Below are 26,229 nucleotides of genomic sequence, written 5' to 3' on the forward strand. Positions count from 1 at the left end.
TTATTCAAAATGTTTGTGGTTACGCGTTACGTTATTCATTGTCCACACAATATCCAGCCTTTGTTCCTCGCTTCGTACAGGGCAGCCTTTCACCCTGCAATAATGGCAACAAGCCGGCAGACATGGGTCGGCATGAATAAAAAACTCCGTCCTGATACTGCTCTTCTCGTTCACTACGGCATCGATCTGCGAAATCTCTTCGTGAACGTGGTTCAGGTCAAGGTAATAGGGCAACGTTACATGGCAATCTATATGAAGCTCATGCCCGTATTGCTGTGTGCGCAGGTTATGCACGTCTATCCAGGCATCGTGCCGGTTGGCATTCAACACATTCACCAGGCTCGTCACTTTCTCGAAGTCCGATTCATCCATTAGCCCTGCCACGGACCTCCGGACCAGCTTATAGCCGTTAAAAATTATATACACGCCCAACCCGATGGAAATGACGCTATCGAGGTAATTTATCTTAGTAACAACGATCAGCAACAGGCCGATAACGAGACCTAAGCTGCTGTAAGCATCGGTTTGGAGGTGCTTACCGTCGGCATATAACGTAAAGGAGTGATATTTTTTACTTTCTTTGACGAGAAAATATCCCAAAACAAAGTTAATGACACCCGTGAAAGCTATGATCAACGCGCCATCCATCAGGTCTTTAACCGCTTCCGGGTAGAACAAATTATACACAGACTTAAATATCACCAGTATCCCGGCGGTAAGGATCAGCGCACCCTCTACAAACATGGAAAAGAACTCTACCTTACCATGCCCGTAAGGGTGATTTACATCCCTCGGCTGTGCCGAAAGGTAAATACTATAAAAGGCGAAAGCGCTGGCAAGCACGTTCACGATGCTCTCCGCTGCATCGGTAAGGATGGCATTGGAGGAAGTGATCATGTAAGCGCCGAATTTTCCCAGCATCAGCAAGGCGCTGACGACTAGGGAAAGAAGAATAATTTTTTTCGGTGAATGCAAACTACTGTTTAAAACAAGTGCAAAGCTAATCTATTCTTATAATCGTATATAATTGTTTACGACACAATCATGAAAAAACAAGGGATCCCTGTGTTAACCTACCATGCGGTCGCAGATCATGCAGGGCCAGGGATACATCCGGTACATGTAAGTGTTGAATCTTTCCGCGAGCAAATGAGCTGGTTAGCCGAAAACGGCTACCGGACACTCACCACCCCCCAATTACTTGAACGGATAAGAAACAACCAGGCAGACGGCAAGTTTGTAACAATTACCTTCGATGACGGTTACTTCTCCCTGCTTAAACACGTAACACCTATCTTACAGGCTTATAACTTTAGAGCGACGCTTTTTTTAACAACGGCGGTAGTGGGAAGTAACGTTAACAGTTTACCGCTTGCAGGGGAAATATCATATCCACCCGGTGACAGGCCGCTGACATGGGAAGAACTGCGCATCATGGAAAACACATGCTGGGACATCCAGGCGCATGGACACCGGCACTTCGCGCACAATGCACTATCATACGGAGATTTGATGAATGAGATCGTTTGCTGTAAGGATGAATTGGCACAACATTTATCGCGTAAAGTCATACATTATGCCTTTCCCTATGGAAAATACAGCACGCTGGTATTAAACACGCTGACGAAAACCGGTTTTGAGGCAGGCTTTTCAGTGCATCCGGGATTTGCCAAAAACAGCTCCGACCTGAGAAGGATCCCGCGGGTGGGCGTAAACCTGTCGGACACGCTTGAATTATTCGCCACCAAAGTAACAACAGGTTATAGCAGCATAGAAGAAAAAGTTATTGCAAAATTAAGATGGTCTGTCTTCCGGCACACACAGTTAAAAGACTTCCTGAAATCGGTGAAGGACAAACTGGCCGGAACAAATAAAAACTAAAAGCGGCAATAGCAGGTATATATAGCAGAATGACAGCGCATACCTTCGAAAATATTACGCTCCTGGTAACGCATTATAACCGCAGCAGCTCGCTCGAACGGCTATTATCGGCCATGAAGATGCATGGACTGGGATTCGCCGGGATAATCGTATCCGACGACGGGAGCAGCCAGGAACATTTTCAAAAACTGACCGATCTCGCCGCGGTGTACAATTTTACCTTAGTGGGCACGGAAGTGAACGGGGGACTTGGCTACAACATCAATAAAGGGCAAGATGCCGTAAAAACACCGTTTACTTTATATGTACAGGAGGATTTTATCCCCTCCGGCCGTTTCGCAACGGTGCTGGCAGATTCTGTTGCCTTATTTAATGCCGACCAGGACCTTGACCTGGTAAGGTATTTCGCGAATTTCAGGTTTCCTTATATGAAGAACTTCAAAAAAGGTTTCTCGAAATTACTGGTACCTATCTTTGCGCTCGACTACCACAAGATCTACGCTTACAGCGACAATCCGCACCTGCGAAGAAGTACCTTCTTTGAAAAGTTCGGGAGATACCGCGAAGGCCTCACCGGCGACCGAACAGAGTATTACATGTGTATCTCTTTTATTAAGAACAAGGGAAAAGCGGTGCTTTACAACGGTTTTAAAACCTTATTTAAACACGTGAACACCCCCAGCGAGAGAAGTACCATGCGGCGGGAAAGCTGGAGATCGCATGACAACCCGGTATTGGCATTCGTTCGAAACGCTTACCGGCAGGTACGATATAACTACGATATCCTGTTTAAACTGACACTGATCTCAGCTCTTTACTACTAGTTAGCCGCTTTTTCGAAAAAGTGAAATTTATTCAGCGTTTAGGTCGTTGTTTATATATTTGCATTTTTATAAAAAGCATATGGCAATTTTATCAGACAGAATAAATAACCTCGACGAATCCGCTACCATAAAAATGGCTAAGCTTGGTCGCGAGCTGGCGGCAAAAGGCGTGGATGTGATCAGCCTCAGCCTGGGAGAAACTGATTTTTTTACCCCGGATTTCGTGAAAGACGCTGCAAAAGAAGCCATTGACAAAAACTTTTCCTACTATACACCGGTTGCTGGGTACCCCGAACTGAGAAAATCCATCGCTGCCAAGCTAAAACGTGAAAATAACCTTGATTATGAATTCGACCAGATCGTGGTATCCACCGGCGCGAAACAATCGTTGGCCAATGCCATTCTTTGCCTGGTGAATCCTGGAGATGAAGTGGTGATCCCAACTCCTTATTGGGTTTCTTATTCAGAATTGGTAAAGCTCGCAGAAGGAAAATCGGTATTTATCAACACCAGCATCGATACGGATTTCAAGATCACTCCTGCCGAACTGGAGGCAGTGATCACGCCACAAACAAAGCTTTTCATGTTCTCGTCGCCAAACAATCCTACGGGGGCCGTTTATAGCCGCGAGGAATTGGCCGCATTGGTAAAAGTATTCGAAAAACATCCTGATATCTTTATCATCTCCGACGAGATCTACGAGCACATCAACTTTCTCGACAAACACGTTTCTATCGCCGAATTTGAAAGCGTAAAAGACCGTGTTATCATCATCAACGGGCTATCAAAAGCGTACGCGATGACAGGCTGGCGTATCGGTTACTCTGCCAGCAGCAAGGAAATTGCCGCAGCCTGCGATAAACTCCAGAGCCAGATCACTTCCGGCACCTGTTCGATCACCCAGAAAGCAGGCGTTGCCGCATACGAAGGCGGACTGGATACTATTAAGGAAATGAGAGAGGTTTTTCTGCGTCGCCGCGACCTTGTTTACGGCCTCCTGAAAGAGATCCAGGGCGTGAAAGTGAATCTCCCGGATGGTGCATTTTACTTCTTCCCGGATGTAAGTTCCTTTTTTGGCAGCATTACGACTGATGGCGACGTAATAAAAAATGCCGGCGATCTTGCACTTTACCTGCTAAATGTGGGCCACGTGGCCACCGTAAGCGGCGATTCCTTCGGAGATCCTGCCTCTATCCGCATTTCATACGCAGCGGCCGATGATAAACTGGTCGAAGCCGTTAAACGTATAAAATTTGCACTGGAAGGATTGAAGAATGAAAAAGCTGTTCCGGCAATTTAATGACCTCACCATCCTTGTAGTCGGCGATGTGATGCTCGACACTTACCTCTGGGGAAACGTCGATCGTATATCTCCGGAAGCTCCCGTGCCTGTGGTGTCCGTAAAAAAGAAAGAATCGCGACTGGGAGGCGCGGCGAACGTAGTCCTTAACGTAATGGCACTCGGTGCAACTCCGCTGGTTTGTACGGCCATTGGCGATGATACCGCCGGAGACGAGATCCTGGACATCATCCGCGGCAAACAACTTTCTGACGAAGGAATTATCCAGGTTACCGGGAGACCTACGACGGTGAAAACACGTGTGATCGCCCAGGGCCAACAAATTGTACGTATCGATTCTGAGACAGAAAAGCAATTGCAGGAAGCCGATTCACGGGCACTTACCAATAAGATCATTGCGCTGCTCGATAAACGCCGGGTGGATGCCATCATATTCGAAGATTACGATAAAGGCGTCATCTCGCCGGAAATGATCCATGAGATTGTAACGTTAGGCAACCAGCGTAATATTATTACGGTGGTTGATCCTAAAAAACGAAACTTCCTTGATTACCATAATGTTACGCTCTTTAAACCTAACCTTAAAGAGTTGAGAGAAGGGCTCAAGATGGAAATAGTTCCCGGCGATCACCAACAGCTCGAGGCTGCGGTAACTAAACTGCAAAAGACGTTAAACGCATCGCTTGTGATGGTCACACTCTCTGAAGCCGGGGTGTATATGAGCTCCAAAACAGATAAACGCCTCTTGCCGGCTCATGTGCGTGATATTTCGGATGTATCTGGAGCGGGCGACACCGTTATTGCCACCGCTACCTGCTGCCTGGCTGCCGGCGCTGACGAATTTACGGCTGCCGCCATCGCCAATCTTGCGGGCGGCTTGGTATGTGAGCACACCGGCGTGGTGCCAATCGACAAGGAGCATTTACAGGCGGAAGCCAGTAAGATTCTGGGTAACCATTAATTCAAGAACGAAAACTTCGCTTACTTACTGCGGATCGCCTCCACCGGGTCTAATCTCGCCGCCATAAATGCAGGGATAAATCCTGAAAGGAGGCCGATCAGCGTGCACGTTATAAAGGTGATGATCACTTTCCCAAAGTCGACTACAATTGTTATGTCGGCAGCCAGCTTGGTAATGAACGCCAGCAGGTAAACCATTCCAAGACCTATCACCCCTCCCATCAGGCACAATAGGATGGCTTCGATCAGGAACTGGAACATGATAAAATAGTTCTTCGCGCCAAGCGATTTTTGAATACCGATGATGTTGGTACGCTCCTTTACAGAAACGAACATGATGTTGGCAATGCCAAAACCGCCAACGAGTACGGACAACCCGCCGATAAACAACCCGGCAATATTAACGATCCCGAACATTACGTCGAGCTGAGCGGTCAGCATCGTTGTTTTATTTAACGAAAAATCATCATCCTCTTTTGGGTTCAGCCTGCGAATAGACCGCATAAGGCCTTTAAGCTCGCTCTCGAGTTCTTCTACCGAAACGTTTTCTTTGCCCTTTACGGTGATCTGGGGGCCGTACCGGTCGCTCTTGATATCAATCACGCCGCGCACGAAATTCAACGGGAGTAAAATGGTTTTATCCGGAGAGACATCCAGCATGTCCTCCCCTTCGCGTTGAAATACGCCGATCACGGTCACTTTCCGGCCTAGCACATTGATCACCTTGCCCAATGGTGCGGCGTTGGGGAACAAACCATCGGCGATATCGCTGCCTATAATGGCAACAGGGCTTCCAGCCCTGGATTCCGACTCGGTGAAATACCTGCCGTCCTGGAACTCAACGGTCCGCGTTTTATAGTAATCATGCGAAGCGGCAGAAAGCTGTGCGCCCTCAACACTGTTGCTTTTATATTTAACCATGCGGCCGCCCATCCCGATCTCGAAGGCTACCCCTTCAGCGCCTTCTATACGCTCTACCAGCCGTTCATAATCCTTTAATTGCGGGCTGGGCCTGTTCATATATTTCCACCATGGAAAACCGCTATCGAAGATCCACGGCCATTTTTGAACGTAAATGGTGTTACTGCCCAGTTTATCCACACTCGCCTGGAGGTTGTTCCTTAATGTGTCTACCGCAGAAAACACACCGATAATTGTCATGATCCCGATGGTAATCCCGATCAACGACAAAAATGCGCGTAATTTATTCTGCCGCAACGCATCGAACGCGAAGCTGATGCTCTCCAGGAAAAGTTTGAGAAATAAGATCATAATGCTTAGACCAAAGGTACTTAAAAACGTTACAGGTAGTTGTGTAAAACAGTTTAAAGGCAAACAAAATCAGCATTTTATACTTACTAAATTAACGATAATTTTTTTTTAAATTTGCGCCCTGAAATTCAATAAGCTATACGTATGAAATTATCCCAGTTCAAGTTCGATCTTCCGGAGTCCTTAATTGCTCATAAGCCCGCAGACGCACGTGACGAAGCTCGTTTGCTCGTTCTCGATCGTAAAACAGGAGCCATTGAGCATAAAATCTTCAAGGATATTCTTGGTTATTTCGACGAGAACGACGTGATGATCCTGAACAATACCAAGGTTTTCCCTGCGCGCATGTACGGTAATAAGGAAAAAACCGGCGCCACCATCGAGGTTTTCCTGCTTCGTGAGCTAAACAATGAGCTCCGCCTGTGGGACGTCCTGGTAGATCCGGCACGGAAGATCCGCGTGGGCAATAAACTATATTTCGGCGACGACGACCTGTTGGTTGCTGAAGTTGTAGACAATACCACCTCCCGCGGCCGTACGATCCGGTTCCTGTTCGACGGTACGGATGAAGAATTCCGCCGCAACATCGAGATCCTAGGCGAAACACCACTTCCTAAATACATTAAAAGAAAAGCCACCGCGGAGGACAAAGAGCGTTACCAGACTATTTTCGCGTCTGTAGAAGGTGCTGTGGCCGCTCCTACTGCCGGTTTACACTTCAGCCGCGAGCTGATGAAACGCCTTGAATTAAAGGGCGTAGAGTTTGCTGAAGTAACCCTCCACGTGGGTCTCGGTACATTCCGGGCGGTGGAAGTAGAAGATCTGACCAAACATAAGATGGATTCCGAGCAGTTCATCATCCGGCAAAAAGACGCTGACATCGTAAACAAGGCACTCGATAACAAACACAGGATCTGTGCAGTGGGCACCACCAGCATGCGCGCCATCGAATCTGCTGTATCTGCAAATCGTACGTTAAAAACGGCAAACGACTGGACCAGCAAATTTATCTTCCCGCCCTACGAGTTCAGTATTGCGAACAGCATGATCACTAACTTTCACACACCCGAATCAACGCTGCTGATGATGGTTAGCGCCTTCGGCGGATATGAGCACGTAATGCGTGCATATGAAGTAGCCGTAAAAGAGAAATATCGCTTTTATAGCTATGGTGATGCGATGCTGATCATTTAGCCATCAGGAATGAGTAATCATTAGCCATGAGTAATCAGTAGCCAGTAACCAGTTTCCTGTTAAACCGGCCCATGAAATACTACGCCATTATCGTTGCAGGCGGATCCGGAAGCCGCATGGGCTCCGAAATCCCGAAACAATTTTTGCAGGTTGCGGGGAAACCGGTGCTCATGCACACGATCGAAGCGTTCTATTATTCTGATTTCCGGCCAGGTATTTTGCTGGTTTTGCCTTCCGGGCATCATGACTATTGGTCTAGGCTATGCATGCAAGCCGGGTTTACGGTCCCTGTTACCCTCGTGGCCGGCGGCGAGCAACGTTTTCATTCCGTTAAAAACGCCCTGGAAACGATCACAGAAGAATCCGTGATCGCCATACACGATGCAGTCAGGCCAGTTATCAGCAATAAGATCATCAGCAATACTTTCCGTATTGCCGAAGAAGGGGGCAACGCCATCGTAGCGATCCCAAGCAAGGATTCGATAAGGCAGGTTAACGCCGATGGCCATTCGGTAGCGCTCGACCGGAAGAACATATTCCTGGTACAAACGCCGCAAACATTTCGTTCCGGGATTTTAAAGGCAGCTTATACACAGGCCTTCAGCCCCGAGTTTACCGACGATGCTTCGGTAGTAGAGAAATCCGGCATCGCCATTAACCTGGTCGAGGGCGACCCCGACAATCTCAAGATCACCTTCCCAGGTGACCTGCTGATCGCCGAATGGCTATTGGCAAAAAAAAATCCGGCTCAGGCGCCGGATTCAATCATTAGCATACCGGGTTAACCCCTGATCACTCTAAGCAATACTGCAACAATTGCAATAACCAGGAGAACGTGGATAATTCCACCAGTATAAAAATTCCCCAGGAAGCTGATTGCCCAGATGATTACCAGAACCACAGCGATGACATAAAGTAAATTTCCCATGATTTTATTTTTTTAAGTAGCTAGATTAGATGAATTAATTACAGTAATACGTAAAACAGGTCATTTGTTTTTAGTTCCTCACAAAAATTTTCTCCACAAGTAATATTGCTTAAAATAAAAAAGCCCTTTCCAGGGCTTCAGTTTAGTATTCGTCTTCATTAAAGAAGAAGTCGTCTTTGGTAGGATAATCCGGCCAAATCTCCTCGATGTTTTCGTAAGGCTCACCATCATCCTCCAGCGCCTGTAAATTTTCAATCACTTCCACAGGAGCTCCGGAACGAATCGCGTAGTCAATCAGTTCATCTTTGGTTGCCGGCCAGGGTGCATCTTCAAGATGCGATGCCAATTCTAATGTCCAGTACATATTCTTAGAATTTATATTTAGATTTTCCGCAAAAGTATAATAAAAAAAATAAGATTATAAAAAAGTTTTTAACAGGATTTTCAGATGACCGGAAGCCACTGATTTTCAGAGATTCCGCTATCAAAACAAAGCTTCCTGGCTAACACGAACAGGTAATCGCTGAGCCTGTTCAGGTAAATTATCACCTCCTCATCTACTTCCTCCGTTTCGGCCAGGTGTACTGTTATACGTTCCGCCCTGCGGCAAACTACCCTGGCCAGGTGGCAATACGATACGGTGGTATTGCCTCCCGGGAGGACGAAATGCCGGAGCTCAGGAAGCACCAGGCCCATCTCATCCATCTCATTTTCCAGCTTCGTAATGTCGGCACTATTGAGCTCCGGGAGCTTCATCTTCGATTTCCCGGGCGCGGAAGCCAGCGAAGAACCGATCACAAACAGCCTGTCCTGCACTTCCTTAAGCAACAACTTATAAGATGGAGCGATATCCTGGTCGCGGATCAGGCCTATATAGGCGTTCAGTTCGTCGACGGTTCCGTAACTTTCGATCCGCAGGTCGTATTTCGGAACACGTACGCCGCCAATAAGGGAGGTGTAGCCTTTATCGCCGGTCCGGGTATAGATCTTCATGGGTGTCAGTAATCAGTTGTCAGTAAACGATCGTCAGTCATCCCCGGCATACAGGAACTGATTACCGGCAACTGCCCGACGGTAACTGCTAATTAAATATTCTCAAAATCATCGCCCTTTGCTTTGATATTTTCGAGACGCGGGGAAACTGTTTTAATATTTTCGTTTAAGTAGTCATTTTCGATCAGCCCATCGCGCATACGCACAATGCGGTGAGCATGCTGGGCGATGTCTTCCTCATGTGTTACAAGGATGATGGTATTTCCCTTGGAGTGGATCTCTTCGAGCAAGCCCATGATCTCTACCGAGGTTTTGGTATCGAGGTTACCCGTAGGCTCATCAGCCAGGATAATTGAAGGGTCGTTGATAAGTGCACGGGCCACCGCGACACGCTGACGTTGTCCGCCTGAAAGCTCATTTGGCTTATGCTCCACGCGATTGCCGAGACCCACGTTCTCGAGGGCTTTTTGAGCACGTGCCTCGCGGTCGGATTTTTTTACACCCGAATATACCAGCGGCAGCGCCACGTTATCCAGGGAGGAAGAGCGCGGAAGCAGGTTAAATGTCTGGAAAACGAAGCCGATCTCTTTGTTCCTCACTTCGGCGAGCTCATTTTCAGACATCTGGCTCACGTTAATGCCATTCAGCGTATACTCCCCCTTGGTAGGCGTATCCAGGCAGCCAAGGATATTCATCAGGGTTGATTTCCCGGAACCGGAAGGACCCATCAGGGCCACGAATTCTCCTTTTTGTATGGTAAGGCTCACGGATTTCAGCGCGTGGATCGTTTCTGACCCGATGACATATTTACGCCCGATTTCTTTGATAGTGATAAGGTTTTCGGTCTGCTTAGGCATTTTTTTTGGGTTTAGACGCTGGGGCGTATTGGTTTGTTACAACTCTTACCGGATCACTTTAGCGACCTTGAAATATTTACCATCCTGCGTGGGTGCGTTACGCAGGGCGTCTGCAACGGTGATTTCCTGCTTCACTACATCGTCGCGGTAAACGTTCACTTCGTCGGTGAGGTAAATAAGCGGCTCGACACCCGTTGTATCCAGTTCATTCAGCTTGTCCATGAAACTAAGAATATTATTCATATCCTCCAATAGCGCTTCCTTTTCGGATTCATTTACTTCAAGGCGTGCCAGGTGGGCGATCCGGTTAATGGTATTATGGTCTATATTCATTTCTTCTTAAACTCGGTGTCGATAATGTTGTGTACGCGATCGCGCAATGCATCGGCATCATCTACGGTTAAACCAGTCGTAAAGATCGGCTTATGTACGCAAATATCGCAAATTCCCGGTCGCGAGCCATAGGTCTTGCCATCGTCCCACACTTTTTTCCAGGCATCGGTGATAGTCACCGGCAAAATCGGTATATTCAGTTCAATAGCCAGGCGGAACGGGCCGTTCTTAAACGGATCCAGCGAAGGCGGAAAATGTTCGGGAATCTTTCCTTCCGGGAAGATCACCAGGCTGATCCCTTGCTGCAGGTACTCTCCCGCCCGCTTGAATGCCCTGAACGACGAGATTTTGCTGTCACGGTTAAAAGGAATGTCGATCGTCTTGAAAAATATCGCGGTAACAGGGTTTTTCAGCAGTGTATCCTTTCCAAGGAAGGCATAATTGCCCGGAATTAAACAAGCCATGCCAGTAATATCGAGGTTCGAGGTATGGTTGGGGCAAACGATGTAACATTGCGACCAGTCTATTTGCTTTTCGTAGCGGTATTTGTAAAAGATCCCGACGGCGGCCGAGCTCAGGAAACCGAAAATACGGCGGACGCGATTTAAGCGATCATATCGTTCGGGCTTCCTCGAATAATAATAAAGCCACGGATACAGCAAGATAAAAAAAAACATCAGGCTGATCGCGCTGGCATAAAAGTGCACCCTTTTCAAAAATCGCTTCATAGCTCTCAAAAATATAAAAAATACTTACTTTCGCCGATGTATGGAAACTGTTGTCAGCGGCATCCGGAGTACCGGAAAATTACACCTGGGAAATTATTACGGAGCGGTTAAAAACTTTGTGAAAATGCAGGATGAATACCGTTGCTTTTTCTTTATCGCCGACTATCATTCACTAACCACCCATCCCACTCCCGCGAATCTTCACGGGAATGTTAAACAGGTATTGATCGAATACCTGGCGGCTGGTATCGACCCGGAAAAGGCAACGATCTTCGTACAGTCGGATATTCCCGAAGTATCCGAACTTTACCTGTACCTGAACATGAACGCTTACCTGGGCGAACTGGAGCGCAGCACTTCTTTTAAAGACAAGGTCCGTGCGCAACCAGATAATGTGAACGCCGGCCTGCTTACTTACCCGGTACTGATGGCGGCTGATATCCTTATCCACCGCGCGGTTAAAGTGCCGGTAGGAAAAGACCAAGAGCAACACCTGGAAATGTCGCGCACCTTTGCAAACCGCTTTAACAGGCTCTATAAAACGGATTATTTCCCCGAACCTTACGCATTTAACTTCACCAGTAAGCTCGTTAAGATCCCCGGGCTTGACGGTAAGGGAAAAATGGGAAAATCGGAAGGTGAAGCAAATGCGGTTTTCCTGTCGGACACCCCGGAGATCATCCGTAAAAAGGTGATGCGCGCGGTAACAGACGCAGGCCCCGTGGAAAACAATTCAGTTAAACCCGAAGCCGTTCAAAACCTGTTCGACCTGATGAAGGTAGTTTCCGCGCAAGAAACCTGCGATCATTTTGAAAGCGCTTATAACACCTGCCGGATCCGCTACGGCGACCTGAAAAAACAACTGGCCGAAGACATGGTCCTGGCTACGGCGCCCGTGCGCGAACGCATCCGCGAGATCGCCGAAAACACAACCTACCTCCGCGAAGTTGCCCGTTATGGCGCCGTAAAAGCGCGTGAAAGTGCTTCGAAAACTATCCGCGACGTACGCGAGATCATCGGATTTAAAAATTTTTAACCTATATTGACTTGCAATTCCAGCTGACAACTGACAACTGACAACTGATAACTGATAACTGATAACTGATAACTGACAACTGATACCTAAAATATGCACATCGCCATTGTCGGTAACATCGGTGCCGGAAAAACAACGCTCACACAATTACTTTCCAAGCACCTCGGATGGGAACCGCAATACGAAGCGGTAGATCATAACCCCTACCTGGAAGACTTTTACAGCGACATGAAACGCTGGAGCTTCAACCTGCAGATCTATTTCCTGAACAGCCGTTTTCAGCAGATCGTGGAAATCCAGAAACAGCTGCATAATATTGTACAGGACCGTACCATTTACGAGGATGCCTATATTTTCGCAGAAAACCTGCATGAAATGGGACTGATGACCAGCCGCGACTACGAGAACTACCGCTCGATATTCGAAAATATAACCTCGTTCATCAAACCGCCCGACTTGCTGATCTACCTTCGCGCATCCGTGCCTACGCTGGTGAACAATATCCAGCGGCGCGGACGCGAATACGAGGCCGGCATCCGGCTGGATTACCTATCCAAGCTGAACGATAAATACAAAAAATGGATCGACGGATACAAGGAGGGAAAACTGCTGGTGCTTGACAAGGATAAGCTCGATTTTGCCAACAACCCCGAAGATCTCGGATTTATTATCCAATCGATCGAGCGGGAAATGCACGGATTGTTTTGAGGTTATACGCGTCACGTCAAACATGAAGACACTCGGAATTATACCCGCACGTTATGCTTCTACAAGGTTCCCGGGAAAGCCGCTGGCGGATATCCTGGGCAAAAGCATGATCAGGCGTGTATACGAGCAAGCATCAAAATCTACCGGCCTTGCTGAAGTGGTGGTAGCCACGGATGATGAACGGATACTGCAGCACGTACACGACTTTGGCGGTCGCGCCATCCTTACGTCTCCCGTTCACCAGAGCGGTACCGACCGTTGCGCGGAAGTGCTCGGGGAACTACCGGCGTTTGATACGGTGGTGAACATCCAGGGCGACGAACCTTTTATTGACCCGCGGCAGATCGACCTGCTTTGCACCTGTTTTGCCGACCCCGGTACGCAACTGGCCACGCTTGCCAAAAAGATCTCCTCTACCGATGAGTTATTGAATCCCAATAGCCCCAAAGTGGTGCTAAACCATGTTTCCAACGCGATCTATTTCAGCCGCGCGCCTATTCCTTACCTTCGGGGGCAGGAACAGGAAAGCTGGCACCTGAAACACGCCTACTACAAGCATATCGGCATTTACGGTTACCGGGCGGAGGCGTTAAAAGCGATCACCAGGCTCCCCGTTTCCCCGCTTGAAAAAGCAGAAGCACTTGAGCAGCTACGGTGGATTGAAAATGGATTCCCCATCCGCGTAGCCATTACCGAGCTCGAGACCCTGGCGGTAGATACGCCTGAAGACCTTCAGCGTATCCTGGTGAACCTGGACATTATGAAGAATATTTAGCCGCCGGTTGGCAAACTTTTGCCTTCTCTTCCAGTTAAAATATGATCAGTGTTCGCCTATGCAGGTAAAATTCATGCAGCCGCTATTCTATATCGTCAGTCTCCTGGCGGTGGCCTGCCTGTATAGTTGCGGCACTACCGGCCAGGGCGGCTTGTTTAACAAAAAAAGCCCTCGTGACCTGTATGGTCAGCGGCTTACTGATGCGGGCCTCCACGAAACCGCGTTGGGCCGTGCCTGGTTCGACGCCGCCGCAAAAAGCCTCGCAAGCCCCCTTCCGATCACCCTCCCCTATAAAGAAGCCGGGTACTTCTCCGCCGAAAGGGCGCAGGCGACCGGGTTCTCCTTCAGCGCAAAGCGCGGACAAAAAATATTGATCAGCCTGGAGAAAAAGCCGGTGTCCAACTTCAGCATTTACCTTGATCTCTGGCGGGGCGCCGGCGACGGAAATCCTCCGAAACACCTCGCCGCTGCAGATACGGGTAAAACCATCCTGGAATACGAGATCGAAGATGATCTCGGGTATGTGCTCACCCTGCAGCCGGAGCTGCTGCGTGGCGGCGAATACACCTTAACGATCACTGCCGGGCCATCGATCGGTTTCCCGTTAAAGCGGGCCAACCGGAACCAGGTGCAAAGCTTTTGGGGCGTTGAGCGCGATGCAGGCGCCCGGAAACATGAAGGCGTGGATATCTTCTCCTCCTTCCGTACGCCCGTTATCGCAGCCGCGGATGGGATGGTAAGCCATGTTACCATCAATAACCTGGGCGGAAAGGTCGTTTTTATGCGTCCCTCGGAAAAGCGATACACGCTGTATTACGCGCACCTGGATTCGCAGTTGGTGGGCGACGGGCAACTGGTGAAACAGGGCGATACCCTTGGGCTGATGGGGAATACCGGTAATGCCGTGAACACACCTCCGCACCTTCATTTTGGCATTTACACCAATTCAGGCGCGGTAGATCCCTTCCCGTTTATCGATCCGCTGATCAGGGAGCCGCCCGCCATCGGCGTTCCCTCTTCGCAATTGGGTAAAACTGCGCGGTTAAACAGGAAGGTCACATTCTCCACGCCTGCGGCGGAGATGACACAGCCGCAGGAACTCCCGGTGAATACCCTGCTGAGACTGGAAGCAGCTTCGGGGAACCGCTACACAGTTACGCTGCCGGATGGCCGGACAGGTTATGTAGCAGGCTCGGCGATTACGCCCGGTACCGCAGCAATCCGGAAATACAACTTAAAAAACGCCGTGCCGCTGTTCGACCGGCCGGATACTTCAGCGGCCAGGATGTCGGTTCTTAAAGCCGGTGATCCGGTCCAGGTAGCGGGTATTTTCAACACGTTCGAATATGTGATATCGGGTGAACTGCGGGGATGGATCCACCGCGCCGCCCGGTAATATCCGGGTTTATTCCGAAAAAAATTTACAATCTTTATAACTAATAGCCTTAAACCTGTATCTGGTGTTTATGCAAAAATCAGGAAAGATTGTCATCTATATCCTCATCGGGATATTTGTGATTGTTGGCGCACTGCTCGGCTTCGTTAAAACAGCACTCCCCAATGTTGGAGACGCGCCTTCGTTAAAAATAACCGCTACCCCCCAACGATTGGAACGCGGAAAATACCTGGCCAACCACATTACAGTGTGTATCGACTGCCATTCGTCACGCCAGTGGGACACCTTCGCAGCCCCGCTTGATACTACAACCATTGGCGCCGGCGGCGAGAAGTTCGATCAATCTATGGGATTCCCGGGTACTTTTTATGCGCCCAACATAACGCCACAGCACCTGGGCAGCTGGACGGACGGCGAATTGCTTCGCGCCATCACCACAGGCGTGAGCAAAGACGGGCACGCGCTTTTCCCGGTGATGCCCTACCTCGGCTTCGGGAGGATGGACCAGGAAGACGTTTACTCGATCATTGCATACATCCGCTCATTGCCGGCAAAAAACAATGAACCGGGTACCTCAAACCCCGATTTCCCGATGAATTTCATCATTAATACCATTCCTGCCAAAGCCTCTTTCGCGAAAATGCCGCCCAAAACAGACACCGTGCAATATGGCGGCTACCTGGTAAATGCGGCCGGCTGCGGCGAGTGCCACACCAAACAGGAAAAAGGACAAAAAATCAAAGGAATGGAATTTGCCGGCGGGTTCGAATTCAACCTGCCCGGCGGAGCTATTTATTCTGCAAATATCACGCCCGACGTAAAAACCGGCATCGGCAGCTGGACCCGTGAGCAATTTGTAAGTCGTTTTAAAATGTATACCGATAGCGCTTATCATGCCCGAAAAATAAATCCCGGTGACTTTCAAACCATTATGCCCTGGGTAATGTACAGCGGCATGGATGCTGCCGATCTGGAATCTATTTATGCTTATCTTAAAACGCTAAAGCCCATTAACAACACAGTAACGCGGTTTAAACCCGTTAATAAGGGCAGGTAGCCTTTTCATGAAGAAAATCCTGGATCTTAAGCGCCGGCGGACATGGTACCTGCTAACAGCGGTATTACTGGCTATCGCATTCTGGTTCAGCCTGCCCGATCCGCTGTTTACGTCACCGTATTCTTACGTGATCGAAGACTCAAAGGGCGTCCTGCTTGGGGCTTCCATCGCCGCCGACGGCCAATGGAGGTTCCAGGCGGGCGGCAAAGTCCCGGTCAAATTCGGGCAGTGTATTATCGCCTTCGAGGATACCCGTTTCCGTTACCATCCCGGGTTCGACCCGATCGCTATGGCACGCGCCATCCGGCAGAACAGCGGAAAACAGCGCATAATAAGCGGCGGAAGTACCCTCACCATGCAGGTGATCCGCCTCAGCCGGCAAAAACGGCGCAACTTATGGCAGAAACTGGTGGAAGTAATTCTTGCCGTACGGCTGGAGCTCACCTATTCCAAAGACGAGATCCTCGGCTTGTACGCCGCAAACGCACCATTCGGTACAAACGTGATCGGCCTCGATGCTGCGTCGTGGCGGTATTTCGGACGCGGTCCCGCAAACCTTTCCTGGGGTGAAGCCGCCACCCTGGCCGTGCTTCCTAACGCACCCTCCCTGATCCACCCGGGACGCAACCGCGAAAGGCTCCGCTTAAAACGGAACCGCCTGCTGGACAAGCTGGTCAGGCAACATGTGATCGACAAGGGAACGGCCGCACTCGCTAAACTAGAGCCTATTCCCGATCGTCCCCTGCCCCTGCCACGCAGAGCGCCTCACCTGCTCGACCGCTTTAAAAAGGACTTCGCTTCAAGCGATTCCGCGCGGGTAAAAACCACCCTGGATGGTGATCTCCAACGACAAGTGAACGCGGTAATTAATCGCTATCACCAGCAGTTTAAAGCAAATGGGATCAACAACGCTGCCGCACTGGTGGTGGAAGTGGAGACCGGGAACGTACTTGCCTACGTCGGGAATATCTCCGCTCCCGGCGATACCGAGATGCAGGGAGATGTGGACATGATCCCTGCGCTGAGAAGCCCGGGAAGCACCCTGAAGCCCCTGCTTTACGCCTCGATGCTGGCGGGCGGCCAATTGCTGCCGGATGCATTGATCCCCGATATTCCTACACAGATCGGCGGCTATTCTCCCAGGAACTTCGACCTTGGATATGACGGCGCCATCCCCGCCTCGAGGGCATTAAGCCGCTCGCTGAATATTCCGGCAGTAAAAATGCTGCAGCAGTATAAATATCAGCGATTTTACCAGCAGCTAAAAAGATTGGGCATCACGTCGTTAAACAAACCAGCGGATTTCTACGGACTCTCACTCATCCTGGGAGGCTGCGAAACATCGATGTGGGAGCTTTCCGGTGTTTACGCGAGCATGGCCAGGACGCTCGATCATTACGGAGCCAATCACGCGAAATATGATCCCAATGATTTCCGCATGCCGCGGTATATTTCCGGGCGACAACCGGCCAGGGCCGCCAGCCCGGTAGCTCAAGGCGTAGCGGGTATCGACTACGCATCCGCCTGGTTCACCTTTAATGCCATGCAGGAAGTAATGCGGCCCGGGGAAGAGGGTTTATGGCAGCAATTCGCGTCGTCGAGGAAAGTCGCCTGGAAAACAGGTACCAGTTTTGGCTTCCGCGATGGATGGGCCATCGGTCTCACTCCTTCCCATGTAATTTGCGTATGGGTTGGCAACGCCGATGGCGAGGGGCGTCCCGGCCTAACCGGGATTGAAACGGCAGCACCCGTACTGTTCGAACTATTTAACCTGCTGCCTGCCTCCGGATGGTTCGAGGGGCCGGCTGATTTCCTGGTACAAGTGCCTGTTTGCCGCCAAAGCGGCTATCGCGCCGGCCCGAACTGCCCCGATAAAGAGCAAAAATATATCCCTGCTGCGGGGATAAAAACATCGTCATGTCCCTGGCATCAATTGGTTCACCTGGATCAAACGGGCAGATTCCAGGTAAGCTCCGAATGTGAATCGCCTTCGGCGATGATTCACAGGCCCTGGTTCGTGCTGCCACCGGCGATGGAATATTACTACAAGCTGCGCCATAGCGACTACCTGGAGCTTCCCCCGTTTAAACCCGGTTGCCCGGACGCAGGCGCCACCCGCCAGATGGAATTGATCTACCCGAAGAACGACGCCAAAGTATATATCCCCATCGAGATCTCAGGCGAGCGGGGGAACGTGATCTTTAATGCGGCTCACCGGATGCGACATACGCGGATCTTCTGGCACCTCGACGACCAGTACCTTGCCACAACCACTGATTTTCACCAGGTATCACTCAGCCCTCCGCCCGGTAAACACACCATCACATTGGTCGATGAGAAAGGGAACCGCCTGGTGCAGGTGTTCGAGGTACTTGATAAAGAAAAAGACAGGTAAATCATTCTACAGATATTTTTGTTATTGCTTCAACCTATGACGATAAAAGAACTCCCTATCACCGTAAAACGATCATTGGAGCTATTGGGATTGTTCCTGGTGGGTACGCTGCTGGTGATCGGCAAGGGGATTATTATGCCGTTGCTCATGGCGTTCTTTATCAGTATCGTGATGCTGCCGGTATTCCAGTTCTTTAGAAAAAGAAAATTCCCGGAGGCGTTGTCCATTGGCATGTGCATCCTGATCCTTCTAATCATAATTGGGGGAATAACCTGGTTTTTTTCGTCGCAGGTGGCAAACCTCGTAGCTGATTTTCCGCAGATCCGTAAAAATGTGTCGGTGCACCTGAATTCGCTGAGCCGCTGGATCAACGATGTAAGCAATTTCTCGACAACAGAGCAACTTGATTTTATCCGCGACCAAAGCAACAAACTGCTGAATTTTGCTTCCGCCCTGCTCGGTGGCGCCGCAGGGTCCGTATCCTCTATGCTGGTATTTATGGGGTTGTTACCGATCTATATTTACCTGCTGCTGTTTTATAAAAACCTGCTGCTGAGGTTCGTATTCCTATGGTTTCCTGAAAGCCATCACCCAAAAGTGAAAGAAGCCATGCTCGAAACAAAGGTGATCATTAAAAGCTACCTGATCGGGCTGCTGATCCAGATCACGTATGTCACTGTGCTGCTTGGCGGGATCCTGATGATCATCGGCATTAAACACGCCCTGCTGATCGCCGTGATTTTCGCATTCCTTAACCTCATCCCCTATGTGGGCGCGCTGATCGGGAACCTGCTGGGTGTATTGCTCACGCTTACCTCATCGCCCGACTTGCTGCCGATCATTTATGTACTGGCCAGCATCGCATTCGTGCAGTTCCTCGATAACAACATCCTGATGCCGCGGATCGTCGGCTCGAAAGTAAGGATCAACGCCCTGGGAGCCATTGTTGGCGTTTTCCTGGGAGGGAGCCTGGCAGGGATCTCCGGGATGTTCCTGGCATTGCCAATAATCGCGATATTAAAAGTGGTTTTCGACCGCTCGGAAATGTTCAGGCACTGGGGCGTATTACTGGGCGACGAACGACCGCTGCAAAGCCCGATGACCGTTCCCGAGCTCCGTTCGGCCGATGAAAAGGTACAGGAAAAGCTCGAAAAGCAGAACAAGATCAAGCATACCGGGAAAAAGGACGCCTAACGTGTTTGTCCCGCACCACGGACCACCCATTTTTCGGTAACCAGTTTTTCCAGTGCAAACGGTCCGCGTGCGTGCAGCTTTTGCGTAGAAATGCCTATTTCGGCCCCTAAACCGAATACGCTTCCATCGGTAAAACGGGTGGAAGCATTCACGTACACGGCGGCGGCGTCCACTTCTTCGAGGAAATCGTCACCCAACCGGGCGTCCTGTGTTAGAATCGCCTCAGAATGCCTGGAAGAATACTTAGCGATATGCGCAATGGCTTCACGGGAGTTTTCCACCACTTTTACCGAACATTTATAATCGAGGAATTCTCTCCCGAAATCTTCCGGCGACGCCGCAAAAAGATGTGGATAACCCGTTTCTTTTAACAACGGCAAGGCGGCTTCATCCGCAAAAATATCCACATGCCAGGGCAGCAGCGCCGGGGCGAGCAATGTGAGGAACTTTTCAGCTATATTCCTGTCTACCAACACCGTATCGAGCGCATTACAAACAGAAGGCCTCGAAACTTTAGCGTTAACGACAACGATAACTGCATCCTCCAGCCGGGCTGAACTTTCCACATAAGTATGACATACGCCGGCGCCGGTTTCGATAACGGGTACACGAGAGTGCTCTCTTACGTACTCTATCAGCTGCTGCGAACCGCGCGGAATAATGATATCCACATACCTAACCGCGCCAAGCATCTCCAGGATCAATTCCCGTCCGGGCGGAAGTAGCTGTACCGCATTTTTGTTCATCCCCGATTCTTCGAGCGCCGAGCGGACCAGGTTAACAAGCACGGTATTGGTGGCAAAGGCATCCGAACCACCACGGAGTAAGCACGCATTTCCAGACCGGAGGCATAAGGCGGCTACATCAACGGTAACGTTGGGGCGCGACTCATAGATCACCCCTACCACACCCAACGGCACCGTCTTCTTCAGGATATGCAGCCCATTGCTGTTTGTGCGTTCTAAAAGCACCTGGTTAGCGGGGTCAGCCAGGCCTGCGACTTCCCGTACGCTGGCAGCGAGGTCGCCGATCCGTTGTCCGGTTAACAGCAGCCGGTCTTTTTTTGGATCTGTATCGTCCATTTTCGCCAGGTCCTCCCGGTTTGCTGCCATAATGCTGGCGGCGTTTCCAAGGATCCCGTCCGCTAACCTCCGGAGTACCCGCTGCTTATCGGCATCCGAAAGTTTTTTCACCTCAGACGAGGCGCTCCTGGCGTCTTCCAATATCTGCTGAATGGTGGTGGTAATCATTTCTTATAACAATACGAGGTCATCGGCATGCGCCACTTCAATATTCTGGAGACGGGAACCGGAAACCAGCGTTTCCGACGAGATCTTCGCCCGGCCGACTGCCACTACCACCTCCTGGTCATCCACGATTTCGAATACCTCTCCACACTCAAATTTCTCGATCACCCGGCTTATCCCAACTGCGAGCAAACTATGGCGGTTTCGTAAAGCCTTGCACGCCCCGGCATCGGCTTCCACCCGACCGGTAACCAGGCTTCCGCTGGCGAGCCACTTCTTCCGCGCCGGCATGGCACATTCCTGGGGAAGACAGACGGTTCCGGTTTCTTCGTTCATGGCTTTTAAGATCCCGTCCGCCGTACGTATGCCAAAAATCACTACTTTAATGCCCATCCTGGTGGCCAAACGTGCGAAGGTGAGTTTAGATACCATGCCCCCCAGCCCGACCGCCGACTTGCTGGTATCGGCCAACGCCAGCGCTTGCTTACCGATCTCTTCAATGCGCGGTACCACCTGGCCGTTCTTATCGAGCACCCCCGGCACCGACGTACTGAATAACAGCAGCGAGGCGCCAAAACCAACGGCGATTAACGTTGCGAGCTCATCGTTGTCGGAAAACTTAAGTTCCACGTCACTCACCACGTCATTTTCATTGGCGATGGGGATCACACCGTTTTTCCAGAGCTCCCCGTACGTACGCTGCAATTGCAGGAACTGGCTGCGGTTAGAAAAATGTCCCCGCTCGCACAAACTCTGCGCAATAGGGATCCCGTAAGGTTCGAAATAATGGGAATACCTGTTCAGCAACAATGGATTGCCGATGGATGCCGCCGCCTTCCGCTCACTGATACTGCCAGAATAATTTCGGATATGTTTTTTCCCCGCTGTAACCGCGCCCGAAGAAACCAATACGATGCGATACGCTTTATGCACATCCGCAACCTGCCTCGCAATCTCCGCCATTACTGTTTCATCGAGCCCTCCCTGCCGGGTAGTAATTGATGCCGTTCCGAATTTTATAACTAATATTGGTAGTGCCAATTTATCGATAATTAAAAGAGCAAACTTAATTAAATTTGCCTATAAAATTAGTAGACTAACATATTAATGTTTTATATGTATTTATTTCGTACAGGTAACGAAATGTTTTAAAAAACGTAAAAAAGTGCATTAAACTCGTAAATTTGGTTACACATCCATTTCCTATGCCAATTTCAAGGAAAATGGTTTTTTATCAGGCGTTGTAACATTTAATGTTGATTATTGGTCTACTTTTATAAAATACAGGCATGAGAAAAGCCTTCATCATCGATGATGATCCGATCCATCAAAAAATCGCGCAGATCATGCTTAACAAGCATAAGCTGTTTGATGAATACACCAGCTACACCGAGGCTATCTATGCGCTTGAGTACTTAAAAGACCACAAGGATATACCGGATAATTTGCCGGATGTCATCCTACTGGACCTGAATATGCCTGTGCTGAACGGCTGGGGCTTCCTCGATCAGTATGAAACGCTGATGCCCGATCTTGCGAAAAAAGCCGATATCTATATCGTATCATCCTCTGTGGACCAGAATGACAAGCTGCGTTCAAAAGCCTATTCCTACGTAAAAGGATTTATCTCGAAGCCTATCTCTTCTGCGCTGCTGGTGTCACTTTTAAAGGTAGATTAAGGTCCGCATTTACCGGTCTCCCTTATACCTGCATATCCGCCGGCGGGTTTTCGCTTTCACCGGATTACCCCAGTCCCCAACCTTTGCTGCACACAATTACCAACAAAATAACTTACTGTTTTTCAACTAGTTAAGTTTTGCTTGAAAATTATATTTTGTTTTTACTAACCAAGCATCCTATATTTGGAATATTATTTGGTAGCAATACCAATCCTATCAGGCCCCTTAATGAGGTTTTGATTTATAAAGAAGTGGTGAGAGACAGGCTCCGAGACCCACTGACAACCCCCCTGAGTATTTGGGGAAGGTGCCAAATCCTGTCCTGGTAAGAACCGGGAAAATATAAATGTTTTAAAACCATGAAAAAGGAAACACCAAGAGACTTTTCGATTCGCACCACTTCCGTGATGTGTTGTTGCATGTGCTAACAAGCCAGGCCTGCTGATCGTCCCGCTTCCCGGTTCACAGATTCAGCGCTTTGCGGCGGAGACAGCGTATTACAACCCGCTCAGCTTCAACCAACCAGTCACATTGCGATTAAAAGTCAGATTTTATTTATGAGCCAGGTACACGTTTACAAGCATAACCGACCCTTCGAACTCGAAAACGGGAAAATTATTCAAGATCTCGAAATTGCCTACCATACTTACGGCAAGGTCAACGAAAAAAAAGACAATATCGTTTGGGTTTGCCATGCGTTAACGGCCAACGCCGATGTGTTCGACTGGTGGAAAGGACTTTTTGGCGACAACGCCTTGTTTAACCCCGCGGAGCATTTTATCATCTGCGCCAATATTATCGGCTCGCCCTATGGCACCACGCATCCGTTAAGCATTAACGAAGCAACCGGGCAGCCGTATTACCTCTCATTCCCGCAATTCACCATACGTGATCTCGCAGCGGCGCACCAGTTGCTGGCCGATCACCTTGACTTCGATACGATCAGTATCCTTATCGGGGGATCGCTTGGCGGGCAGCAGGCGATGGAATGGAGTATCGCCGAACCTGGCAGGATCCTAAAATTGATCTTGCTGGCTACCAATGCACAGCATTCTCCATGGGGAATCGCTTTTAATGAAAGTCAGCGGCTGGCCATTACCAGCGACCGTACTTTTTTTGCTAAGAAACCAGATGGCGGAAGCAAAGGGCTAAAAACCGCACGAAGCATTGCGCTGCTCTCCTACCGCACGTACGAAACGTATGCAATATCGCAGCAGGAGATCTCGCTGGATAAATCCGACCAGTTTAAGGCGTCTTCTTACCAGAACTACCAGGGCGAAAAACTGGTAAAACGTTTCGACGCATTTAGCTACTGGTACCTTAGCAAAGCGATGGACAGCCATAATGTAGGCCGGAAACGTGAATCGGTGGAAAACGCACTTCATCGCATAAAAGCCAAAACACTGGTAATCGCCATTAATTCAGACCTGCTTTTTCCGCCGGATGAGCAAAAATACCTGGCGAAACACATCAAGGGCGCCGATTATACCGAGATCAATTCGTTTTACGGGCATGATGGTTTCCTGGTGGAGACCGGTGTGATCGCCAAGGCGATCGGTATCTTTTTAAAACAGGTAGATTCGGATAAAGACGTGATCACTTTACATAAAATAGCATAACATTAAGGCACATCGATAATGAGTAAAAAATTAACGCTTGGTTTGTTTGGGTTTGGCGTGGTGGGACAAGGCTTGTATGACATCATACGGAGTAAAAACCTGAACCTTACGATCAGGAAGATCGCTATTAAGAACCCGGGCAAACAACGTTCACTTCCCGGGCATTTGTTTACGACCGACAGTCACGAAATTTTGAACGACCCCGAGATCAACACCGTTGTTGAGTTGATCAACGATGCAGATGCCGCTTACGAAATCGTTACCACGGCACTCCGAAGCGGGAAAAACGTGGTATCGGCCAACAAAAAAATGATCGCCAATCACCTGCAGGAACTTGTTGCGATCCAGGAGACATACGGAACCTCTCTCCTTTACGAAGGTGCGGTTTGCGGAAGCATCCCGATTATTCGGAACCTGGAGGAATATTATGACAATGAGCTGCTTTATTCGTTACGCGGAATTTTTAACGGGTCATCCAATTATATCCTGTCAAAGATCTTTAACGAGAACCTTGGATACGACACGGCATTAAAACAGGCGCAGGACCTCGGCTTTGCCGAAACGGACCCGATCATGGACGTTGGCGGCTTCGATCCGAAATTTAAGCTTGCCATCGCCACCGCGCATGCATACGGACTGTTTATCCACCCGGATAACATCCTAAATGTGGGGATCCAAAACCTTTCCGCCCAGGATATTCAATACGCGCGGGAGAAAAATTATAAGATCAAACTCGTTCCAACGGCACTTAAGTCAAGCGAAACCGGGGTTGTACTATATGTATTGCCTAAACTGATCCGCAATGATGATTTTCTCTACAATGTAGAAAACGAATACAACGGCGTGATCGTACAGGCCGCATTCGCGGATCAGCAATTTTTCTTCGGAAAAGGCGCCGGCGGGCACCCAACAGGTTCTGCCGTGCTTTCCGACATCGCCGCGCTGCGGTACGACTACCATTACGAGTACAAAAAACACCAGCAGCCCAATGCGCTTGTACAAACGAACGATCATGAGCTGAACGTATACCTGCGTTATACCGACGAATTCCAGCTGGAAAAACTAGAATTCGAGGACATTACCGAGCGGTTCTACACGCATAATTTCCGGTATGTAACGGGGACGATCAAGCTGGCAAACCTGGTTAAGCACCAGGACGAGCTCCGTAAGCCAGGGATATTTATCGCCGAAACAGGCAATAAAACTCTCCAGGGAGGCCCGGGCGAATTTGCCGAGCTCCAGGAAGCGGAATATTAAGATCTTAGTTGTTTTGTTTATTTAGTAGTGAGAAAAAGGCGCTTAAAAGGCGCCTTTTTATTGTTAGTTGCAATACCTGGAATCAATTAGTGGCCGTGTTGTCCGTCGATACCATGTGCATGGCCGTGAGCAAGTTCCTCTTCCGTAGCTTTACGCACCTCGAGTATCTTTCCTATAAAATGCAGGTCCTGGCCGGCCATGGGGTGATTGAGGTCAACCGTTACCGAAATGTCGGTTAAACCGGTTACCTGGCCCCTGAACTGGTTACCGTTGTTATCCTGTAAAGGAAGTACGGCGCCGATTTCGGGAATTTCGTCTCCGCCAAACATATCCAGTGGAAGCTCAGCGATCGCATCTTCATCCTTCCCGCCATAGGCTTCTTCGGCGGCTAACTGAAAATCGTAAGTATCACCGGTGGAGAGGCCACTTAAATTCTCTTCAAATTTTGGAAGCATCATGCCTGCTCCGTAAAGAAACACCAATGGGTTTGCTTCGTCAGCTTTTTCAACAAATGTTTCTTCTCCGTCTTGGGTGGTGTACAGATCGTACGTGAGCGCCACTACGCTTTTTGGTTCTATTGTCATAATATCTTTTGT

The 26,229-nt window shown here is 49.4% G+C and carries 27 protein-coding genes and 1 riboswitch; of the genes, 16 read left to right on the forward strand and 11 right to left on the reverse strand.

Features of this window, described 5'->3' with window-relative positions; genetic code table 11:
- On the reverse strand, nucleotides 1–975 hold the full coding sequence (locus tag GS398_RS09500) for a cation diffusion facilitator family transporter (RefSeq protein WP_160906528.1): 975 nt from the start codon (nucleotides 973–975) through the stop codon (nucleotides 1–3).
- A 69-nt stretch (nucleotides 976–1,044) separates the two neighbouring features.
- Here GS398_RS09500 and GS398_RS09505 point away from each other — a divergent pair, with 69 nt between their 5' ends.
- From GS398_RS09505 to GS398_RS09520, 4 genes are all read left to right on the forward strand, one after another.
- Nucleotides 1,045–1,881, forward strand: coding sequence for a polysaccharide deacetylase family protein (locus GS398_RS09505; protein WP_160906529.1), 837 nt, complete (start codon nucleotides 1,045–1,047; stop codon nucleotides 1,879–1,881).
- A gap of 29 nt (nucleotides 1,882–1,910) precedes the next feature.
- On the forward strand, nucleotides 1,911–2,705 hold the full coding sequence (locus GS398_RS09510; RefSeq protein ID WP_160906530.1) for a glycosyltransferase family A protein: 795 nt from the start codon (nucleotides 1,911–1,913) through the stop codon (nucleotides 2,703–2,705).
- 79 nt (nucleotides 2,706–2,784) lie between these two features.
- A complete protein-coding gene (locus GS398_RS09515; RefSeq protein WP_202406003.1) occupies nucleotides 2,785–4,005 on the forward strand; it encodes a pyridoxal phosphate-dependent aminotransferase in 1,221 nt (406 codons plus the stop codon).
- Nucleotides 3,980–4,966, forward strand: coding sequence for a bifunctional heptose 7-phosphate kinase/heptose 1-phosphate adenyltransferase (locus tag GS398_RS09520; RefSeq protein ID WP_160906531.1), 987 nt, complete (start codon nucleotides 3,980–3,982; stop codon nucleotides 4,964–4,966). Before GS398_RS09515 ends, GS398_RS09520 begins: the two co-directional genes overlap by 26 nt.
- Nucleotides 4,967–4,986: 20 nt before the next feature.
- Here the strand turns inward: GS398_RS09520 and GS398_RS09525 are convergent, their stop codons facing one another.
- Complete coding sequence (locus GS398_RS09525) at nucleotides 4,987–6,237, reverse strand: ABC transporter permease (RefSeq protein ID WP_160906532.1); 1,251 nt, start codon at nucleotides 6,235–6,237, stop codon at nucleotides 4,987–4,989.
- 144 nt (nucleotides 6,238–6,381) lie between these two features.
- On the opposite strand from GS398_RS09525, the gene queA reads away from it, so the two are divergent.
- Both queA and GS398_RS09535 read left to right on the forward strand, forming a co-directional pair.
- A complete protein-coding gene (gene queA, locus GS398_RS09530; RefSeq protein WP_160906533.1) occupies nucleotides 6,382–7,431 on the forward strand; it encodes a tRNA preQ1(34) S-adenosylmethionine ribosyltransferase-isomerase QueA in 1,050 nt (349 codons plus the stop codon).
- 71 nt (nucleotides 7,432–7,502) lie between these two features.
- Entirely contained in the window at nucleotides 7,503–8,216 is a 714-nt protein-coding gene (locus GS398_RS09535; protein WP_160906534.1) for a 2-C-methyl-D-erythritol 4-phosphate cytidylyltransferase, read from the forward strand.
- Here GS398_RS09535 and GS398_RS09540 read toward each other — a convergent pair.
- From GS398_RS09540 to GS398_RS09565, 6 genes are all read right to left on the reverse strand, one after another.
- Nucleotides 8,213–8,359, reverse strand: a complete 147-nt coding sequence (locus GS398_RS09540; protein ID WP_160906535.1) for a lmo0937 family membrane protein — start codon at nucleotides 8,357–8,359, stop codon at nucleotides 8,213–8,215. The genes GS398_RS09535 and GS398_RS09540 overlap by 4 nt on opposite strands.
- A 142-nt stretch (nucleotides 8,360–8,501) precedes the next feature.
- Nucleotides 8,502–8,723 (reverse strand): DUF2795 domain-containing protein, encoded by a 222-nt coding sequence (locus GS398_RS09545; RefSeq protein ID WP_002996718.1) that lies wholly within the window; start codon nucleotides 8,721–8,723, stop codon nucleotides 8,502–8,504.
- Nucleotides 8,724–8,803: 80 nt separating this feature from the next.
- Nucleotides 8,804–9,352, reverse strand: coding sequence for a cob(I)yrinic acid a,c-diamide adenosyltransferase (locus GS398_RS09550; protein WP_160906536.1), 549 nt, complete (start codon nucleotides 9,350–9,352; stop codon nucleotides 8,804–8,806).
- Between the two features lie 92 nt (nucleotides 9,353–9,444).
- A complete protein-coding gene (locus tag GS398_RS09555; RefSeq protein ID WP_160906537.1) occupies nucleotides 9,445–10,209 on the reverse strand; it encodes an ABC transporter ATP-binding protein in 765 nt (254 codons plus the stop codon).
- A gap of 45 nt (nucleotides 10,210–10,254) precedes the next feature.
- The gene (gatC, locus tag GS398_RS09560; protein ID WP_160906538.1) at nucleotides 10,255–10,542 is read right to left on the reverse strand and encodes an Asp-tRNA(Asn)/Glu-tRNA(Gln) amidotransferase subunit GatC; all 288 of its coding nucleotides are present in this window, start codon (nucleotides 10,540–10,542) and stop codon (nucleotides 10,255–10,257) included.
- Nucleotides 10,539–11,270 (reverse strand): lysophospholipid acyltransferase family protein, encoded by a 732-nt coding sequence (locus tag GS398_RS09565; protein WP_160906539.1) that lies wholly within the window; start codon nucleotides 11,268–11,270, stop codon nucleotides 10,539–10,541. Before GS398_RS09565 ends, gatC begins: the two co-directional genes overlap by 4 nt.
- 40 nt (nucleotides 11,271–11,310) lie before the next feature.
- Here GS398_RS09565 and trpS point away from each other — a divergent pair, with 40 nt between their 5' ends.
- The 7 genes from trpS (at nucleotide 11,311) to GS398_RS09600 (ending at nucleotide 19,831) form a co-directional block, all read left to right on the forward strand.
- A complete protein-coding gene (trpS, locus tag GS398_RS09570; RefSeq protein WP_160906540.1) occupies nucleotides 11,311–12,306 on the forward strand; it encodes a tryptophan--tRNA ligase in 996 nt (331 codons plus the stop codon).
- 93 nt (nucleotides 12,307–12,399) lie between these two features.
- The gene (locus tag GS398_RS09575; protein ID WP_160906541.1) at nucleotides 12,400–13,014 is read left to right on the forward strand and encodes a deoxynucleoside kinase; all 615 of its coding nucleotides are present in this window, start codon (nucleotides 12,400–12,402) and stop codon (nucleotides 13,012–13,014) included.
- A 22-nt stretch (nucleotides 13,015–13,036) separates the two neighbouring features.
- The gene (kdsB, locus tag GS398_RS09580) at nucleotides 13,037–13,789 is read left to right on the forward strand and encodes a 3-deoxy-manno-octulosonate cytidylyltransferase (protein WP_160906542.1); all 753 of its coding nucleotides are present in this window, start codon (nucleotides 13,037–13,039) and stop codon (nucleotides 13,787–13,789) included.
- A gap of 73 nt (nucleotides 13,790–13,862) precedes the next feature.
- A complete protein-coding gene (locus tag GS398_RS09585) occupies nucleotides 13,863–15,185 on the forward strand; it encodes a M23 family metallopeptidase (protein WP_160906543.1) in 1,323 nt (440 codons plus the stop codon).
- Nucleotides 15,186–15,255: 70 nt separating this feature from the next.
- On the forward strand, nucleotides 15,256–16,242 hold the full coding sequence (locus tag GS398_RS09590; protein WP_160906544.1) for a c-type cytochrome: 987 nt from the start codon (nucleotides 15,256–15,258) through the stop codon (nucleotides 16,240–16,242).
- 7 nt (nucleotides 16,243–16,249) lie between these two features.
- Nucleotides 16,250–18,637 (forward strand): penicillin-binding protein 1C, encoded by a 2,388-nt coding sequence (gene pbpC / locus GS398_RS09595; RefSeq protein ID WP_160906545.1) that lies wholly within the window; start codon nucleotides 16,250–16,252, stop codon nucleotides 18,635–18,637.
- A 36-nt stretch (nucleotides 18,638–18,673) separates the two neighbouring features.
- The gene (locus tag GS398_RS09600) at nucleotides 18,674–19,831 is read left to right on the forward strand and encodes an AI-2E family transporter (protein ID WP_202406004.1); all 1,158 of its coding nucleotides are present in this window, start codon (nucleotides 18,674–18,676) and stop codon (nucleotides 19,829–19,831) included.
- Here GS398_RS09600 and GS398_RS09605 read toward each other — a convergent pair.
- Nucleotides 19,828–21,081 (reverse strand): glutamate-5-semialdehyde dehydrogenase, encoded by a 1,254-nt coding sequence (locus tag GS398_RS09605; RefSeq protein ID WP_160906546.1) that lies wholly within the window; start codon nucleotides 21,079–21,081, stop codon nucleotides 19,828–19,830. The genes GS398_RS09600 and GS398_RS09605 overlap by 4 nt on opposite strands.
- Before the next feature lie 3 nt (nucleotides 21,082–21,084).
- Nucleotides 21,085–22,119, reverse strand: coding sequence for a glutamate 5-kinase (gene proB / locus GS398_RS09610; RefSeq protein WP_160906547.1), 1,035 nt, complete (start codon nucleotides 22,117–22,119; stop codon nucleotides 21,085–21,087).
- Between the two features lie 248 nt (nucleotides 22,120–22,367).
- Between proB and GS398_RS09615 the strand changes: the two genes are divergently transcribed.
- The 3 genes from GS398_RS09615 (at nucleotide 22,368) to GS398_RS09625 (ending at nucleotide 25,633) form a co-directional block, all read left to right on the forward strand.
- Nucleotides 22,368–22,757, forward strand: coding sequence for a response regulator (locus GS398_RS09615; RefSeq protein ID WP_160906548.1), 390 nt, complete (start codon nucleotides 22,368–22,370; stop codon nucleotides 22,755–22,757).
- A gap of 238 nt (nucleotides 22,758–22,995) precedes the next feature.
- A riboswitch (SAM riboswitch) is annotated at nucleotides 22,996–23,106 on the forward strand.
- A 208-nt stretch (nucleotides 23,107–23,314) separates the two neighbouring features.
- Entirely contained in the window at nucleotides 23,315–24,376 is a 1,062-nt protein-coding gene (locus GS398_RS09620; protein ID WP_160906549.1) for a homoserine O-acetyltransferase family protein, read from the forward strand.
- 18 nt (nucleotides 24,377–24,394) lie between these two features.
- Entirely contained in the window at nucleotides 24,395–25,633 is a 1,239-nt protein-coding gene (locus GS398_RS09625) for a homoserine dehydrogenase (protein ID WP_160906550.1), read from the forward strand.
- An 86-nt stretch (nucleotides 25,634–25,719) separates the two neighbouring features.
- On the opposite strand, the gene GS398_RS09630 is transcribed toward GS398_RS09625, so the two are convergent.
- A complete protein-coding gene (locus tag GS398_RS09630) occupies nucleotides 25,720–26,217 on the reverse strand; it encodes an FKBP-type peptidyl-prolyl cis-trans isomerase (protein WP_160906551.1) in 498 nt (165 codons plus the stop codon).
- Nucleotides 26,218–26,229: the final 12 nt, after the last annotated feature.

The organism is Hufsiella ginkgonis (assembly GCF_009834915.1).
Classification (GTDB): domain Bacteria; phylum Bacteroidota; class Bacteroidia; order Sphingobacteriales; family Sphingobacteriaceae; genus Hufsiella; species Hufsiella ginkgonis.